Raw genomic sequence first — 16,985 nt, 5'->3', positions numbered from 1 at the left:
GATGTTACGTATTGCCGACAAAGTCTTTGATTCACATCTGTTTACCGGAACCGGAAAATTCGCCTCTCCGCAGCTGATGGTGGATGCCATTCGTGAGAGCGGCAGCCAGCTGGTGACACTGGCGATGAAGCGCGTGGATTTGCGTCAGCACAACGATGCCATACTTGCGCCGTTACTGGAGGCAGGCGTGACGCTCTTACCGAATACCTCCGGTGCGAAAACGGCCGAGGAAGCAATTTTCGCTGCGCAACTGGCGCGGGAAGCGCTCGGCACCCGCTGGCTGAAGCTGGAAATTCATCCGGACGCCCGCTGGCTGTTGCCCGATCCGATCGAAACCCTGAAAGCGGCAGAGAAGCTGGTGCAGCAGGGATTTACCGTCCTGCCCTACTGCGGTGCCGACCCCGTGCTGTGCAAGCGTCTGGAAGAGGTCGGCTGCGCGGCCGTAATGCCGTTAGGGGCACCCATTGGCTCCAACCAGGGACTGGAGACCCGCGCGATGCTGGAGATCATCATCGAGCAGGCGACCGTGCCCGTGGTGGTGGATGCGGGCATCGGCGTACCCAGTCACGCCGCGCAGGCGCTGGAGATGGGGGCCGATGCGGTGCTGGTCAATACCGCGATTGCGGTGGCCGACGACCCGGTGATGATGGCGCGTGCGTTCCGCCTTGCCGTGGAGTCCGGTCTGCTGGCACGCCAGTCCGGCCCCGGCTCGCGCAGCTTTCAGGCGCAGGCCACCAGCCCGCTGACCGGTTTTCTGGAGGCACTCTGATGGCTACCTTTACCGATCGCTGGTGTCAGCTTAACTGGGACGATATTGCCTTACGCATCAACAGTAAAACCTCTGCGGACGTAGAGCGGGCATTAACAGCCAAACATTTGACCCGCGAGGATTTGATGGCCCTGCTTTCTCCGGCAGCCAGTGCGTACCTTGAACCGATGGCGCAGCGCGCGCAACGCCTCACCCGCCAGCGTTTTGGCAACACGGTGAGCTTTTACGTGCCGCTCTATCTTTCTAACCTGTGCGCCAACGACTGCACCTACTGTGGTTTTTCCATGAGCAACCGTATTAAGCGTAAAACGCTGGATGAGCATGAGATCGCCCGCGAGTGTGCGGCTATTCGTGAGATGGGTTTTGAACATCTCCTGCTGGTGACGGGTGAACATCAGGGCAAAGTGGGGATGGACTATTTTCGCAAGCATCTTCCGGCCATCCGCCGCGAATTTGCCTCGTTGCAAATGGAAGTGCAGCCTCTGTCGCAGGAGGAATATGCGGAGCTGAAAACGCTCGGGCTGGACGGCGTCATGGTCTATCAGGAAACCTACCACGAGGCGACCTATGCCCGGCATCACCTGAAAGGGAAGAAGCAGGATTTCATCTTCCGGCTGGAAACGCCGGACAGGCTGGGGCGCGCCGGTATCGATAAAATTGGGCTGGGCGCGCTTATCGGTCTGTCCGACAGCTGGCGGGTGGACTGCTATATGGTGGCGGAGCATCTGCTGTGGCTACAGCAGCGCTACTGGCAAAGCCGCTATTCTATCTCTTTCCCGCGGCTGCGTCCGTGTACGGGAGGCGTTGAACCCGCTTCGCTGATGGATGAGCGCCAGCTGGTGCAAACCCTGTGTGCATTTCGTCTGTTCGCGCCGGAAGTGGAATTGTCGCTCTCCACGCGTGAATCACCCGCGTTTCGCGACCGCGCGATCCCGCTGGCGATCAATAACGTTAGCGCCTTTTCCAAAACGCAGCCGGGCGGTTACGCGGACGATCACCCGGAACTGGAACAGTTTGCACCGCACGACGGACGACGGCCCGAAGCGGTGGCGGAAGCCCTGACTGCACAGGGGCTACAGCCCGTGTGGAAAGACTGGGATAGCTGGCTGGGAAGAGCCTCGCATTAGCGCTGAAACCGACTGCAAAAACGCGAAAAGGTTACGAGGCGGCTCGTAAGATCAAAACCGGGCGATTGAGGCGATCTGCCTGGTTTTCTTATGCTTTACCACGTCAGCAACGGACGCTGACCAGGGTGAAAATGCTTCTTCCTCGTTTCGCCCTGCCCTCCGCCTCTTAAACAAAATTTTAATTGATACAATAAATACGTCGTTTCTTATCTACGCTTAAGATAAATCATCTCGTCGGTAATCGCCTTCTGTATAATTTACTACCAGCAACCGGACAGCGACTATGCTGAGGGTATCGACAGACGCAACGCGTCTACCATCTGGATTGATGTACAACTCATGGCACTCCACAGTAAAAAGCTTTCTTTTACCCGGCCAATTATGGTCAGCTTCGCGGGGATCCTGTTCAGTTTTGCGCTGATCGCCATCCTGGTTATCCTTTCACAGAGAAAGGATTTTCTTGAGGATTATCATAAGATTAATGGTAACTTCACCCATAATCTGGCGGTAAACTATACCGAATCCATCCTGCGAGAAAATGACTATATTCTTGGTCGTGCTGCGATGTACTTCGCCCGTAACGACAGAGTAAATCAGACAATTAATATCGACCCGACACACGGTTTGCAGATGTTGATGCATTTGCAGAACCTGATGCCGACGGTGTCCTCTATCTCTCTGGCGGACACAGAAGGGCGCCATCTGCGCGCGCCGGAAGTGCTGCCAACGGAGAAGGGTAAGTCGTTCGACGCCCGGACCCGTCCATGGTTTATCGGACAAGCGGAAGCCAGCAACTTTCCTCACTACACCCGCCCCTATCTGGACTATTTTACCCAACATCCTACGGTCACTCTCTATAAGCCGGTCATTTCACCGGAAGGCCGCCTGAAGGGCACGCTCGCTTTCCATCTTGATTTAACGTCCATGGGGTATACCCTGCGCCAGATGGTGGCGCCGGTTCAGGGTGAGTTTTTTGTTGTGGAGCGTGACGGCGCTGTTGTGCTGCATCCGGACACGGGGGCGCTCTTTAAGCAGTACGTAAGCGAAGCGCTGATGGACCAAATGACCAGCGGCGAGGGCCATCTTTTCGACCCCAAAAGTAAAACCTGGTATTACTACTACTCTTTCACCAATCCGGACTGGTTTGTGATTTATCGGGTCTCCGATGCCACGCTTACCGTCATCACCCGGCATGAAACCACCGTCGTCGGCTGGGGATTTGCGCTGGCGGCAATCATCATCATTCTGTTCGGGCTTTACCTTCGTCATGCCTCGCGTTCTGTGCTGATGAACATTATCAATGCCATCAAAACCGGCGACGTCAACCAGGCGCCACGCCTTGAAGCGATGCTCAGCCATACCATTCGGACCAATAAAGAACGCGAGCTGGCCTATGTCCGTCAGGCCACCCATGATGCGCTGACAGGCTGCAAAAACCGCCGTGCGTTCGACAATGATGTGGATGAGCTGCTGACCGCTCATCAACCCTTCGTTCTGGCGCTGATCGACATCGATAACTTCAAGTCCATTAACGACACCTGGGGCCACCTGAGCGGGGATATTGTGCTGCGCAACGTGGCACGCGAAGGTATTCAGATCATGCAGCCGCACCACGTTTCCGTTTACCGCTACGGTGGAGAAGAGTTCGGCGTGATCTTCCCGGCCGAGCTGATGAACTCCGCGCACGCGCTACTGGAAGCCTGGCGCACCGCCGTTGAAAAGCGGACCTGGCGGGAAGAGAACCTGCGAGTGACCTTCAGCGCCGGGACGGGAGAGTGGCACTTCGAACCGCTGGAACAATTTATCGGTAGCGTAGATGAAGCGCTGTATACCGCTAAACAACAGGGTAAAAACCGCATCGTAAGCACGGCCATCCGATAATACCCTTCCTCAAATTCTGCCCGATCTGACGGGCAGAATGCTCTCCGCGGTAAAATTGTAACCGGTTTCAGAAAAATGCCGATTTCTTTGTGATGCCTGACACACAATCGCGGTAAAGCGGTTGTTGAAGCAGTCTGCACGGGATAATTATCAATAAACACATGTAGATCGAGGCTGACTATGAAGAACATCGTTTTATGCTGTGCAGCGGGAATGTCAACCAGCATGCTGGTTCAACGTATGAAAGATGCCGCGCAGAAAAAAGGAGTCGAAGTAACCATTAAAGCCGTTCCGGTCGCGGAGTTCAAAGATAACATCGCGACGGCTGATATCGTATTACTGGGGCCACAGGTCAAATACGAACAGGCAAAACTCCAGGCGCAGGCCGATCCGCTCGGAAAAAAGGTCGCGGTCATCGACATGATGGATTACGGCATGATGAAAGGTGATGCCGTACTGGAAAAAGCGCTCAAACTTCTGGAGTCATAATGGAAGACTTAGAAACCACGATCATGGAACTGCTGGTCAACGCAGGCGCGGCGCGCAGCGCGGCTCTGACGGCGTTGCAGATGGCGCGAAAAGGCGACTTTGACGAAGCCGAGAAAGCGATGGAAGAGTCGCGTGAATATGTGAAACATGCGCATACGATCCAGACGCAGCTTATCGGTCTTGACGAAGGGACAGGAAAACTGCCGGTTAACCTGATCACCGTTCACTCTCAGGACCACCTGATGAACGCGATGGTTATTCAGGATCTGGCGGGCGACATGATTGAGCTTTATCGACGCATCCCGCTGGTAAACTGAAAATGCAGATATAAAAAAACCCGCCGAGGCGGGTTTTTTATTTACGGCATCAACGATTACTCGTTGTCGGAACCGCCCAGACCTGCGTTCAGCAGTTCTGCCAGGCTCGCGGATGCATCTTCGGCAGTCACCTGCGGTGCAGCTGGCAGTTCGCCCGCTGCGCGACGACGCATACGATCCTGGTGGTACGCATAACCGGTACCGGCCGGGATCAGACGACCCACGATAACGTTCTCTTTCAGACCGCGCAGTTCATCACGTTTACCTGCAACAGCCGCTTCGGTCAGGACACGCGTGGTTTCCTGGAACGATGCAGCAGAGATGAAGGACTCGGTTGCCAGAGACGCTTTGGTGATACCCAGCAGATCGCGCGAGAAGGTCGCGCCAATTTTGCCGTTCGCTTCCAGATCGCGGTTAGCGATCTTAACGCGTGAGTATTCAACCTGCTCGCCTTCCAGGAAGTCGGAGCTGCCTGCGTTTTCGATGGTCGCTTTACGCAGCATCTGACGAACGATAACTTCAATGTGTTTATCGTTAATCTTAACGCCTTGCAGACGGTATACGTCCTGTACTTCGTTAACAATGTAACGGGTAACAGCATGCACACCACGCAGACGCAGGATGTCGTGCGGCGCTTCTGGACCGTCGGAAACCACGTCACCACGTTCTACGCGTTCACCTTCGAACACGTTGAGCTGACGCCACTTAGGAATCATCTCTTCGTACGGCTCGCTGCCATCTACAGGCGTGATAACCAGACGGCGCTTACCTTTGGTCTCTTTACCGAAGGAGATGATACCGCTGATTTCAGCCAGGATTGCAGGCTCTTTCGGACGACGTGCTTCGAACAGGTCCGCAACGCGTGGCAGACCACCGGTGATGTCCTTGGTACCGCCGGATTCCTGAGGAATACGCGCCAGGGTATCACCAGAGCTGATCTGTACGCCATCTTCCAGCTGTACAATCGCTTTACCCGGCAGGAAGTACTGCGCAGGCATATCGGTACCAGGAATCAGAACGTCGTTACCCTGCGCATCAACGATTTTCAGTGCAGGACGCAGATCTTTACCACCGGTAGTACGTTCAGCAGAATCCAGAACCACCAGAGAAGACAGACCGGTCAGCTCGTCGGTCTGACGAGTAATGGTCTGGCCGTCGATCATGTCAGTAAAGCGGATGAAACCACTTACTTCGGTGATTACCGGCATGGTGTGTGGATCCCAGTTTGCAACGGTTTCACCGCCAGCAACCTGCTCGCCATCACCTTTCGCCATAACCGCACCGTAAGGCACTTTATAGCTCTCTTTGGTACGACCAAATTCGTCGATCAGCTTCAGCTCGGTGTTACGGGAAGTGATAACCAGTTTACCGCTGGAGTTCACAACCGACTTCGCGTTGCTGAGCTTGATGCTACCTTTGTTTTTCACCTGGATGCTGGATTCAGCAGCCGCACGAGATGCCGCACCACCGATGTGGAACGTACGCATCGTCAGCTGTGTACCCGGCTCACCGATGGACTGTGCCGCGATAACGCCGATAGCCTCACCTTTGTTGATGATGTGGCCACGCGCCAGGTCACGACCGTAGCAGTGCGCACACACACCAAAGTCGGTGTCACAGGATACAACGGAACGCACTTTCACGGAGTCAACAGAGTTCGCTTCCAGCAGGTCACACCACTGTTCGTGCAGCAGGGTGTTGCGTGGAACCAGAATGTCTGCGGTGCCCGGCTTCAGAATGTCTTCCGCGGTCACACGACCCAGTACGCGATCGCGCAGCGGCTCTTTAACATCACCACCCTCGATAACAGGGGTCATGGTGATACCTTCGAGGGTGCCACAATCGTCTTCGGTGACGACAAGATCCTGCGCAACGTCAACCAGACGACGCGTCAGATAACCGGAGTTCGCCGTTTTAAGTGCGGTATCCGCCAGACCTTTACGCGCACCGTGCGTGGAGATGAAGTACTGGAGTACGTTCAGACCTTCACGGAAGTTCGCGGTGATTGGCGTTTCGATGATGGAGCCATCTGGCTTCGCCATCAGACCACGCATACCTGCCAGCTGACGAATCTGTGCCGCAGAACCACGCGCACCGGAGTCGGCCATCATGTAGATGCTGTTGAAGGAGACCTGCTGCTCTTCTACGCCGTCACGGTTAATCACGGTTTCGGTTTGCAGGTTATCCATCATCGCTTTGGATACACGATCGTTCGCCGCAGCCCAGATATCGATAACTTTGTTGTAACGTTCGCCTGCGGTTACCAGACCAGACTGGAACTGCTCCTGGATTTCAGCAACTTCAGCTTCCGCTTCAGAGATGATCTCGTGTTTCTTCTCTGGGATGACCATGTCATCGATACCAACAGATGCACCTGAACGCGCTGCATAAGCAAAGCCGGTGTACATTGTCTGGTCAGCGAAGATAACGGTCGGCTTCAGACCCAGAATGCGGTAACAGGTGTTCAGCATTTTGGAGATCGCTTTCTTGCCCAGCGCCTGGTTGACGATGGAGAAAGGCAGACCTTTCGGTACGATCATCCACAGAATGGCACGGCCAACGGTCGTGTCTTTCAGGCTGGTGTGCGCAACGAATTCGCCGTTTTCATCTTTTTCGTATTCGGTGATACGCACTTTAACGCGCGCATGCAGAGAGGCCAGGCCAGCGCGATAAATACGCTCAGCTTCTTTAGGGCCAGTCAGCACCATGCCTTCGCCTTTGGCGTTAACACAGTCACGGGTCATGTAGTACAGACCCAGTACAACGTCCTGAGAAGGAACGATGATAGGTTCACCGTTCGCTGGAGACAGGATGTTGTTGGTAGACATCATCAGCGCACGCGCTTCGAGCTGGGCTTCCAGCGTCAGCGGTACGTGAACAGCCATCTGGTCACCATCGAAGTCGGCGTTATAGGCCGCACAAACCAGCGGGTGCAGCTGGATAGCTTTACCTTCGATCAGTACCGGCTCAAAGGCCTGGATACCCAGACGGTGCAGAGTTGGTGCACGGTTCAGCAGTACCGGGTGTTCGCGGATCACTTCGTCCAGGATATCCCAAACGACAGCTTCTTCACGCTCAACCATTTTCTTCGCGGCTTTGATGGTGGTGGCCAGGCCACGCAGCTCCAGCTTGCCGTAGATGAACGGTTTGAACAGCTCCAGTGCCATTTTCTTCGGCAGACCGCACTGATGCAGACGCAGGTATGGACCTACGGTGATTACAGAACGACCGGAGTAGTCAACACGCTTACCGAGCAGGTTCTGACGGAAACGACCCTGCTTACCTTTGATCATGTCGGCCAAAGATTTCAGAGGACGTTTGTTAGAACCGGTGATCGCACGACCACGACGACCGTTATCCAACAGGGCATCGACTGCTTCCTGAAGCATACGTTTTTCGTTGCGTACGATGATGTCCGGCGCAGCCAGATCCAGCAGACGTTTCAGACGGTTGTTACGGTTGATTACGCGACGGTACAGATCGTTCAGATCTGACGTTGCGAAACGACCACCATCCAGCGGAACCAGCGGACGCAGATCTGGCGGCAGAACCGGCAGAACGGTCAGGATCATCCACTCTGGTTTGTTACCAGACTGAACGAACGCTTCCAGCAGTTTGATACGCTTGGTCAGCTTTTTACGCTTGGTCTCGGAGTTGGTTTCGTTCAGCTCTTCGCGCAGAGTTTCACACTCTTGCTCCAGATCCATGCTCTTCAGCAGGGCCTGGATAGCTTCCGCACCCATCTTCGCGTCGAATTCGTCACCGAACTCTTCCAGCGCGTCCAGATACTGTTCTTCGGTCAGGATCTGGTTACGTTCCAGATTGGTCATCCCGCCTTCGATAACCACATAAGATTCGAAGTACAGAACACGTTCGATATCGCGCAGCGGCATATCCAGCAGCAGGCCGATACGGGACGGCAGAGATTTCAGGAACCAGATGTGAGCGGTTGGAGACGCCAGCTCGATGTGGCCCATACGCTCACGGCGTACTTTGGTCTGGGTCACTTCAACGCCACACTTCTCACAGATCACACCACGGTGTTTCAGGCGCTTGTACTTACCGCACAGGCACTCGTAATCTTTTACTGGCCCGAAAATACGCGCACAGAAAAGGCCGTCACGCTCAGGTTTGAACGTACGGTAGTTAATGGTTTCCGGCTTTTTAACTTCACCGAAAGACCATGAACGGATCATGTCTGGCGAAGCCAGAGCAATTTTGATCGCATCAAACTCTTCGGTTTTAGTTTGCGCTTTCAGAAACTTTAATAAGTCTTTCACGGATTTGCTCCCGTCGGAGTTAGCACACTCTGCTGTCGGGCGTTAACCCGACAGCAGTGACCTGTTTGAGCGAGAATTACTCGTCTTCCAGTTCGATGTTGATACCCAGCGAACGAATCTCTTTCAACAGTACGTTGAAGGATTCTGGCATGCCCGGCTCCATCTGATGGTTGCCGTCTACGATGTTTTTATACATCTTAGTACGACCGTTCACGTCATCAGACTTAACGGTGAGCATTTCCTGCAAGGTGTATGCTGCGCCGTATGCTTCCAGCGCCCACACTTCCATCTCCCCGAAGCGCTGACCACCGAACTGAGCCTTACCACCCAGCGGCTGCTGAGTAACCAGGCTGTAAGAACCGGTAGAACGAGCGTGCATCTTGTCGTCGACCAGGTGGTTCAGTTTCAGCATGTACATGTAACCTACGGTTACCGGACGCTCGAACTGTTCACCGGTACGGCCGTCAAACAGCGTAATCTGACCAGACGTTGGCAGACCACCCAGTTGCAGCAGCTCTTTGATTTCAGCTTCTTTTGCACCGTCGAATACCGGCGTTGCAATTGGCATACCTTTGCGCAGGTTCTCTGCCAGACGCAGCACTTCTTCATCGCTGAAGGTGTTCAGGTCGACTTTCTGACGAACGTCGGTACCCAGATCATAGGCACGCTGGATGAACTCGCGCAGTTTCGCGACTTCCTGCTGCTGTTTCAGCATGGCGTTGATCTTATCGCCGATACCTTTCGCAGCCATACCCAGGTGGGTTTCCAGAATCTGACCGATGTTCATACGAGACGGTACGCCCAGTGGGTTCAGTACGATATCTACCGGCGTACCGTTAGCATCGTGCGGCATATCTTCGATCGGGTTGATCTTAGAGATAACACCCTTGTTACCGTGACGACCTGCCATCTTATCACCAGGCTGGATCTGACGTTTAACAGCCAGATACACCTTAACAATCTTCAGCACGCCTGGTGCCAGATCGTCGCCCTGAGTGATTTTACGGCGTTTCGCTTCGAGTTTTTTCTCGAACTCGTGTTTCAGTTCGTCATACTGCTCAGCCAGTTGTTCCAGCTGATTCTGTTTCTCTTCGTCGGTCAGGCCCAGTTCCAGCCAGCGATCGCGTGGCAGTTTGTCGAGCTTCTCAGCTTCAACGCCACCGGCAACCAGCACCGCATAGATACGGCTGAACAGACCTGCTTCGAGGATTTGCAGTTCTTCAGACAGGTCTTTCTTAGCCTGTTTGAGCTGCATCTCTTCGATTTCCAGCGCACGCTTATCTTTCTCAACGCCATCACGAGTGAAGACCTGAACGTCGATAACCGTACCGGAAACACCGTTTGGTACGCGCAGAGAAGAGTCTTTAACGTCAGACGCTTTCTCACCGAAGATAGCACGCAGCAGTTTCTCTTCTGGCGTCAGCTGGGTTTCACCTTTCGGCGTCACCTTACCTACCAGAATATCACCGCCGGTGACTTCCGCACCGATGTAAACAATACCGGATTCATCCAGTTTGGAGAGCGCAGCTTCACCCACGTTAGGGATGTCGGCAGTGATCTCTTCTGGCCCCAGCTTGGTGTCACGGGACACACATGCCAGTTCCTGAATGTGGATGGTGGTGAAACGATCTTCCTGAACCACACGCTCTGAGACGAGGATGGAGTCTTCGAAGTTGTAACCGTTCCACGGCATGAACGCTACGCGCATGTTCTGACCGAGCGCCAGTTCACCGAGGTCGGTGGACGGACCATCTGCCAGCACGTCGCCGCGCTCAACTGGCTCACCCAGAGACACACATGGCATCTGGTTGATACAGGTGTTCTGGTTAGAGCGGGTGTATTTGGTCAGGTTGTAGATGTCGATACCCGCTTCGCCCGGATACATCTCGTCTTCGTTAACTTTGATAACGATACGGGATGCGTCAACGTACTGAACGGTACCGCCACGCTTAGCAACTGCTGTAACACCGGAGTCAACGGCAACAGCACGTTCCATACCGGTACCAACCAGCGGCTTGTCAGCACGCAGAGTTGGAACGGCCTGACGTTGCATGTTCGCACCCATCAATGCACGGTTGGCGTCATCGTGTTCCAGGAACGGGATCAGGGACGCACCGACGGATACCACCTGCTGAGTGGATACGTCCATGTAGTCAACCTGGTCGCGGCTGAACAAGCTGGATTCGCCTTTGCTACGGCAGGTAACCAGATCTTCTACAAAGTGGCCTTCGTCATCCAGGTTGGAGTTCGCCTGAGCGATAACGTAGTTGCCTTCTTCGATAGCAGACAGGTAATGAATTTCGTCAGTAACAACACCGTCGGTCACTTTACGATACGGGGTCTCGAGGAAACCGTATTCGTTCGTCTGTGCGTACACGGACAGGGAGTTGATCAGACCGATGTTTGGACCTTCAGGCGTTTCGATTGGACATACGCGACCGTAGTGAGTCGGGTGTACGTCTCGAACTTCAAAGCCTGCGCGTTCACGGGTCAGACCGCCTGGGCCGAGTGCGGAGATACGACGCTTGTGCGTGATCTCAGACAGCGGGTTGTTCTGGTCCATGAACTGAGACAGCTGACTGGAACCGAAGAACTCTTTCACTGCCGCAGAAATCGGCTTGGCGTTGATCATATCCTGAGGCATCAGGGTATCCAGATCGCCCAGAGACAGACGCTCTTTCACCGCACGCTCTACACGTACCAGGCCAACGCGGAACTGGTTTTCCGCCATTTCGCCTACGGAACGGATACGACGGTTGCCGAGGTGGTCGATATCGTCCACTTCGCCTTTACCGTTACGGATATCGATGAGCTTCTTCATCACTTCAATGATGTCGTCTTTGCTCAGGATACCGGAACCTTCGATTTCGTCGCGCAGCAGAGAACGGTTGAACTTCATACGACCAACCGCGGACAGATCGTAGCGGTCTTCGGAGAAGAACAGGTTCTCGAACAGGCTTTCAGCCGCTTCGCGAGTTGGTGGCTCACCAGGACGCATCATGCGGTAGATTTCGACCAGCGCGCTCAGACGATCGTTGGTTGGGTCGACGCGTACAGTCTCAGAGATGTACGGACCGTGGTCCAGATCGTTGGTGAACAGCGTTTCGATACGTTTGTGGCCAGCCTGGCTCAGCTTAGCCAGCAGATCCAGGCTCAGCTCCATGTTCGCCGGGCAGATCAGCTCGCCAGTTGATTCATCAACGTAATCTTTCGCGGCTACTTTTCCTGCAATGTATTCAACCGGAACTTCGATGTGTTTGATATCATCTTTTTCCAGCTGGCGGATGTGGCGCGCGGTGATACGGCGACCTTTTTCCACATACACTTTGCCGTCGGCTTCGATGTCGAACGACGCGGTCTCACCACGCAGACGTTCCGGCACCAACTCCATCTGCAACTTGTTGTCGCGGATTTCAAAGATCACTTTCTCAAAGAACAGGTCCAGGATCTGCTCAGTGGTATAGTTCAGTGCACGCAGAATGATGGTTGCAGGCAGCTTACGACGACGGTCGATACGGACAAACAGGTTGTCTTTTGGATCGAATTCGAAGTCCAGCCATGAACCACGGTAAGGAATGATGCGTGCGTTATACAGTACTTTACCGGAAGAGTGCGTTTTACCTTTATCGCTGTCGAAGAAGACGCCCGGGCTACGGTGCAGCTGGGAAACGATAACACGCTCAGTACCGTTGATAACGAAAGTACCGTTGTCCGTCATGAGTGGAATTTCACCCATGTAGACTTCTTGTTCTTTAATATCTTTTACGGTGCCTTCCGGCGCTTCGCGCTCGTAGATCACCAGACGCAGTTTTACGCGCAGCGGTGCGGAATAGGTCACGCCACGGATCTGACATTCCTGAACGTCAAACACCGGTTCGCCAAGGCGGTAGCTGACGTACTGCAGCTCGGAATTACCGCTGTAGCTCTGAATCGGGAACACGGAACGGAAGGCTGCTTCCAGGCCGTACTGCCCTTCAGGATCTTGCTCGATAAACTTCTGGAACGAGTCAAGCTGGATAGAAAGGAGATATGGAATGTCCAGAACTTGTGGACGTTTACCAAAATCCTTACGAATACGTTTTTTCTCGGTATAGGAGTAAACCATAGGGTTCCTCAGCTCGCTGACAAGTCGACCCATCTGTCCGACGAAGGGACAGTTTGTGCAACACCATTTTGTGGACCGGAAAATTGAATACTTTCCGCAATACCTGTTGCTATCACGCTTAAACCATTTCATTGCGATTTACACAGAGCGAGCACCCTGTCGCAGTATATTAAGTCGTCGATAGAAACAAGCATTGTCAGGACAACCAGCAGTCAAACAGTGTGAAATGCTGCTGATGCCTTACAGCGCAAAAAGGCTGGTGACTAAAAAGTCACCAGCCATCAGCCTAATTGCTTAGGCTGCAACCAGAAAAGTTGGCTTATTTAACTTCAACTTCAGCGCCAGCTTCTTCCAGAGATTTTTTCAGTGCTTCTGCGTCGTCTTTGCTCACGCCTTCTTTCAGCGCAGCTGGAGCAGATTCTACCAGGTCTTTAGCTTCTTTCAGACCCAGGCCAGTTGCGCCACGTACTGCTTTGATTACAGCAACTTTGTTCGCGCCAGCAGCTTTCAGAATTACGTCGAATTCAGTTTTTTCTTCAGCAGCTTCAGCCGGGCCCGCAGCTACAGCTACAGCAGCAGCAGCAGAAACACCGAATTTTTCTTCCATTGCAGAAACCAGCTCTACAACGTCCATTACGGACATAGCTGCTACTGCTTCAATGATTTGATCTTTAGTGATAGACATTTAAATTGTTCCTGAAAATCAGAATAAGTTTATACGTAAGCAAATGCTTTATAAAGATAACTGCGATTAAGCAGCTTCTTTCGCATCGCGTACAGCAGCCAGAGTGCGAACCAGTTTGCCAGCCGCAGCTTCTTTCATGGTTGCCATCAGGCGTGCAATTGCTTCTTCGTAGGTCGGCAGGGTTGCCAGGCGATCGATTTGCGATGCCGGGATCAACTCACCTTCAAAGGCTGCAGCTTTGACCTCAAATTTTGCATTCGCTTTCGCGAACTCTTTGAACAGACGAGCAGCAGCGCCCGGGTGTTCCATAGAGTATGCAATCAGGGTCGGACCAACAAACGTGTCTTTCAGGCACTCGAACTGAGTACCTTCAACTACGCGACGCAGCAGGGTGTTACGAACAACACGCATGTATACGCCAGCTTCACGACCTGCTTTACGCAGTTCAGTCATTTTGTCTACAGTAACGCCACGGGAATCCGCAACTACTGCAGACAGCGCGCCTTTGGCTACTTCGCTGACTTCAGCAACAATCGCTTGTTTGTCTTGAAGATTTAAAGCCATTAGCTTTGCTCCTGGATGTTTGCCGGAACTCATGTTCCGGAACTCACTTCACTCGACCCAACGGGAAGAGCGTCTTAATACGGTGAGCAGAAACAAGCCAGAGTATTTAAAATAATCTTAGCGTTCTGTCACCGTCTACGCAGGGGATTAAGTTTCTTGCGAAACACCTGCGGTCTTCGACGGAGGCCTGGATAGGCCAGGCTCCAACGAACAATTCTTTTAGCCGCTAACTTTTGTTAGCAAACGTGGGGGTAAGATTGTAGACAAAATCACCGCCCACGTAAAGGCATTAGTTTGCAGCAGCGCTCAGGCCAGCCTGGTCAACTGCAACACCTGCACCCATGGTGGTGGAGATGCTAACTTTCTTGATGTACACGCCTTTCGCCTGAGTTGGTTTTGCTTTTTTCAGCGCAACCAGCAGAGCTTCCAGGTTTTCTTTCAGTTTGTCAGCGTCAAAGTCCACTTTACCGATGGTGGTGTGGATGATGCCGTTTTTGTCGTTACGGTAACGAACCTGACCTGCTTTAGCGTTCTTAACTGCTTCAGCAACGTTAGGAGTTACAGTACCCACTTTCGGGTTTGGCATCAGGCCGCGTGGACCCAGAACCTGGCCCAGCTGGCCAACAACGCGCATTGCATCTGGAGAAGCAATAACAACGTCAAAGTTCATTTCGCCTTTCTTGATCTGATCAGCCAGATCTTCCATACCTACCAGTTCAGCGCCGGCAGCTTTAGCAGCTTCAGCGTTTGCACCCTGAGCAAATACAGCTACGCGTACGGAACGGCCAGTACCGTGTGGCAGTACAGTTGCGCCACGAACGTTCTGATCGGATTTACGAGCGTCGATGCCCAGGTTAACGGCAACGTCAACGCTTTCAACGAACTTAGCAGTTGCCAGTTCTTTCAGCAGAGCGATAGCTTCGTTGATGTCGTACTGTTTGGTCGCATCAACTTTGTCACGGATCACGGACATGCGCTTGGTCAGTTTAGCCATTTCTTAGTCCTCCACTACCAGGCCCATGGAACGTGCAGTACCTTCGATGGAGCGAGTCATCGCTTCAATGTCGGAACCAGTCATGTCGGCAGCTTTGGTCTGCGCGATTTCCTGCAACTGAGCGCGGGAAATTTTACCCACTTTGTCTTTGTTCGGCTTACCGGAACCAGACTTGATGCCCGCTGCTTTCTTCAGCAGAACTGCTGCTGGAGGGGTTTTGGTAACGAAAGTGAAAGAACGGTCAGCGTAAACAGTGATTACAACTGGGATTGGCAGACCTTTCTCCATGGATTCAGTTTTGGCGTTGAACGCTTTACAGAATTCCATGATGTTCACACCCTGCTGACCCAGAGCTGGACCAACTGGTGGACTTGGGTTCGCCATACCTGCTGCAACCTGCAGCTTGACGTAGGCTTGTACTTTCTTAGCCATTCTAAAATCCTCTGATTGGGTAATAACGCCTCGGAGAGGCTCCCCGTGAATAAAATTCGTTTTACGGGTCGGAACCCATAAAAACAAAAGGCGCGAAATTGTATTCCAATCTCGCGCCCTGTGCAACGATTAAATCGTCGCTTTTTTGATCGCTGCTTAGGCTTTTTCTACCTGAGCAAAGTCCAGCTCTACCGGGGTCGCACGACCAAAGATAGAAACGGAAACTTTCAGGCGGGACTTCTCGTAGTCCACTTCTTCGACGACGCCATTAAAGTCAGCAAACGGACCGTCGTTAACACGAACCATCTCACCCGGTTCAAACAGCGTTTTCGGACGCGGTTTGTCACCCACCTGCTGGAGGCGGTTCATAATCGCATCAACTTCTTTGTCGCTGATTGGCGCCGGACGGTCAGATGTGCCGCCGATAAAGCCCATCACGCGTGGTACGCTGCGCACCAGGTGCCAGCTCGCGTCGTTCATCACCATCTGAACCAGCACGTAACCCGGGAAGAATTTACGTTCGCTTTTGCGACGTTGGCCGCCACGGATCTCAACCACTTCTTCGGTCGGAACCATAACTTCGCCAAATAACTCTTCCATATTGTGTAATTTGATATGCTCACGCAGCGACGTAGCTACGCGGCCTTCAAAACCGGAAAACGCCTGAACGACGTACCAGCGCTTTTTAGGGGCTTCAGACATCTCAGAACCTCAGGCCAGTGATAAAGGATACCAGGCGAACCAGAATACCATCCAGTCCCCACAGGATCAGTGACATTACAGCGGTTACCGCCGCTACAATCAGCGTGGTGTGCAATGTTTCCTGGCGAGTCGGCCAAATGACCTTGCGGACTTCGGTACGCGCTTCGCGGGCAAACGCAACGGTCGCTTTGCCTTTCGTCGTCAACAGCGCGACACCACCCGCCGCAGCAATCAGAATTACCACTGCAAGCGCGCGTAGCGGCAGCATCATGTCACGATAAAGATAGTTGCCGACAATCGCCACAATCAGCAGCACGGCTACAACTACCCATTTCATCGCTTCCAGGCCGCGCCCGCTCCCTTGAGCTTCGGTATTCGCACTCATAAACCAACCTGTCAGAAGTATTCTACAAACATTTTCACCCCGCGAGTGCGAGGCAAACCAATCGAAATGCTATTCGCTTTTCGTATTATACGCTCTCCGCAGAGCCTGTCTCAGCAATGATTATGACAAAATTAATCACTGATGAGCCAGGTTCTGATGTGAAAGCGTGCAAAAAGGGCATCAAATGATGCCCTTTTATTGCGCATTGCGTCAAATGTTATCAGCGATTAGCCGAGAACTTTAGCAACAACGCCC

General features: G+C 53.2%; 13 protein-coding genes. 5 read left to right on the top strand and 8 right to left on the bottom strand.

The annotated features are described in order from the left end of the window. Window position 1: 1 nt before the first annotated feature. From thiG to DD597_RS24320, 5 genes are all read left to right on the top strand, one after another. Window positions 2–769, top strand: a complete 768-nt coding sequence (gene thiG, locus DD597_RS24340; RefSeq protein WP_129256650.1) for a thiazole synthase — start codon at window positions 2–4, stop codon at window positions 767–769. Beyond that, the gene (gene thiH / locus DD597_RS24335; protein ID WP_129256649.1) at window positions 769–1,896 is read left to right on the top strand and encodes a 2-iminoacetate synthase ThiH; all 1,128 of its coding nucleotides are present in this window, start codon (window positions 769–771) and stop codon (window positions 1,894–1,896) included. The genes thiG and thiH overlap by 1 nt, the downstream gene beginning before the upstream one ends. A gap of 339 nt (window positions 1,897–2,235) precedes the next feature. Further along, window positions 2,236–3,777 (top strand): sensor domain-containing diguanylate cyclase, encoded by a 1,542-nt coding sequence (locus DD597_RS24330; protein WP_129256648.1) that lies wholly within the window; start codon window positions 2,236–2,238, stop codon window positions 3,775–3,777. A gap of 180 nt (window positions 3,778–3,957) precedes the next feature. Beyond that, window positions 3,958–4,266, top strand: a complete 309-nt coding sequence (locus DD597_RS24325) for a PTS sugar transporter subunit IIB (RefSeq protein WP_010425948.1) — start codon at window positions 3,958–3,960, stop codon at window positions 4,264–4,266. Continuing rightward, on the top strand, window positions 4,266–4,583 hold the full coding sequence (locus tag DD597_RS24320) for a PTS lactose/cellobiose transporter subunit IIA (RefSeq protein ID WP_003862327.1): 318 nt from the start codon (window positions 4,266–4,268) through the stop codon (window positions 4,581–4,583). The genes DD597_RS24325 and DD597_RS24320 overlap by 1 nt, the downstream gene beginning before the upstream one ends. 56 nt (window positions 4,584–4,639) lie before the next feature. On the opposite strand, the gene rpoC is transcribed toward DD597_RS24320, so the two are convergent. The 8 genes from rpoC to secE form a co-directional block, all read right to left on the bottom strand. Further along, entirely contained in the window at window positions 4,640–8,863 is a 4,224-nt protein-coding gene (gene rpoC, locus DD597_RS24315) for a DNA-directed RNA polymerase subunit beta' (RefSeq protein ID WP_022650200.1), read from the bottom strand. 76 nt (window positions 8,864–8,939) lie between these two features. Beyond that, the gene (gene rpoB, locus DD597_RS24310) at window positions 8,940–12,968 is read right to left on the bottom strand and encodes a DNA-directed RNA polymerase subunit beta (RefSeq protein WP_008503453.1); all 4,029 of its coding nucleotides are present in this window, start codon (window positions 12,966–12,968) and stop codon (window positions 8,940–8,942) included. Between the two features lie 319 nt (window positions 12,969–13,287). After that, complete coding sequence (gene rplL / locus DD597_RS24305; protein ID WP_002445276.1) at window positions 13,288–13,653, bottom strand: 50S ribosomal protein L7/L12; 366 nt, start codon at window positions 13,651–13,653, stop codon at window positions 13,288–13,290. A gap of 66 nt (window positions 13,654–13,719) precedes the next feature. Continuing rightward, window positions 13,720–14,217, bottom strand: coding sequence for a 50S ribosomal protein L10 (gene rplJ, locus DD597_RS24300; protein WP_003862338.1), 498 nt, complete (start codon window positions 14,215–14,217; stop codon window positions 13,720–13,722). Window positions 14,218–14,506: 289 nt separating this feature from the next. Next, the gene (rplA, locus tag DD597_RS24295) at window positions 14,507–15,211 is read right to left on the bottom strand and encodes a 50S ribosomal protein L1 (protein ID WP_006810530.1); all 705 of its coding nucleotides are present in this window, start codon (window positions 15,209–15,211) and stop codon (window positions 14,507–14,509) included. Window positions 15,212–15,214: 3 nt separating this feature from the next. After that, entirely contained in the window at window positions 15,215–15,643 is a 429-nt protein-coding gene (gene rplK / locus DD597_RS24290) for a 50S ribosomal protein L11 (protein WP_003862340.1), read from the bottom strand. A gap of 156 nt (window positions 15,644–15,799) precedes the next feature. Beyond that, the gene (gene nusG, locus DD597_RS24285) at window positions 15,800–16,345 is read right to left on the bottom strand and encodes a transcription termination/antitermination protein NusG (protein WP_003862341.1); all 546 of its coding nucleotides are present in this window, start codon (window positions 16,343–16,345) and stop codon (window positions 15,800–15,802) included. 1 nt (window position 16,346) lies between these two features. Beyond that, on the bottom strand, window positions 16,347–16,730 hold the full coding sequence (gene secE / locus DD597_RS24280) for a preprotein translocase subunit SecE (protein ID WP_003862342.1): 384 nt from the start codon (window positions 16,728–16,730) through the stop codon (window positions 16,347–16,349). Window positions 16,731–16,985 lie beyond the last annotated feature (255 nt).

The sequence above is a fragment of the Enterobacter cloacae complex sp. 677-3DZ2D5B genome (assembly GCF_004136695.1).
Lineage (GTDB): Bacteria > Pseudomonadota > Gammaproteobacteria > Enterobacterales > Enterobacteriaceae > Enterobacter > Enterobacter hormaechei_C.
The sequence above is the reverse complement of the archived record's forward strand: the minus strand, read 5'-3'. Positions and strand labels throughout refer to the sequence as shown.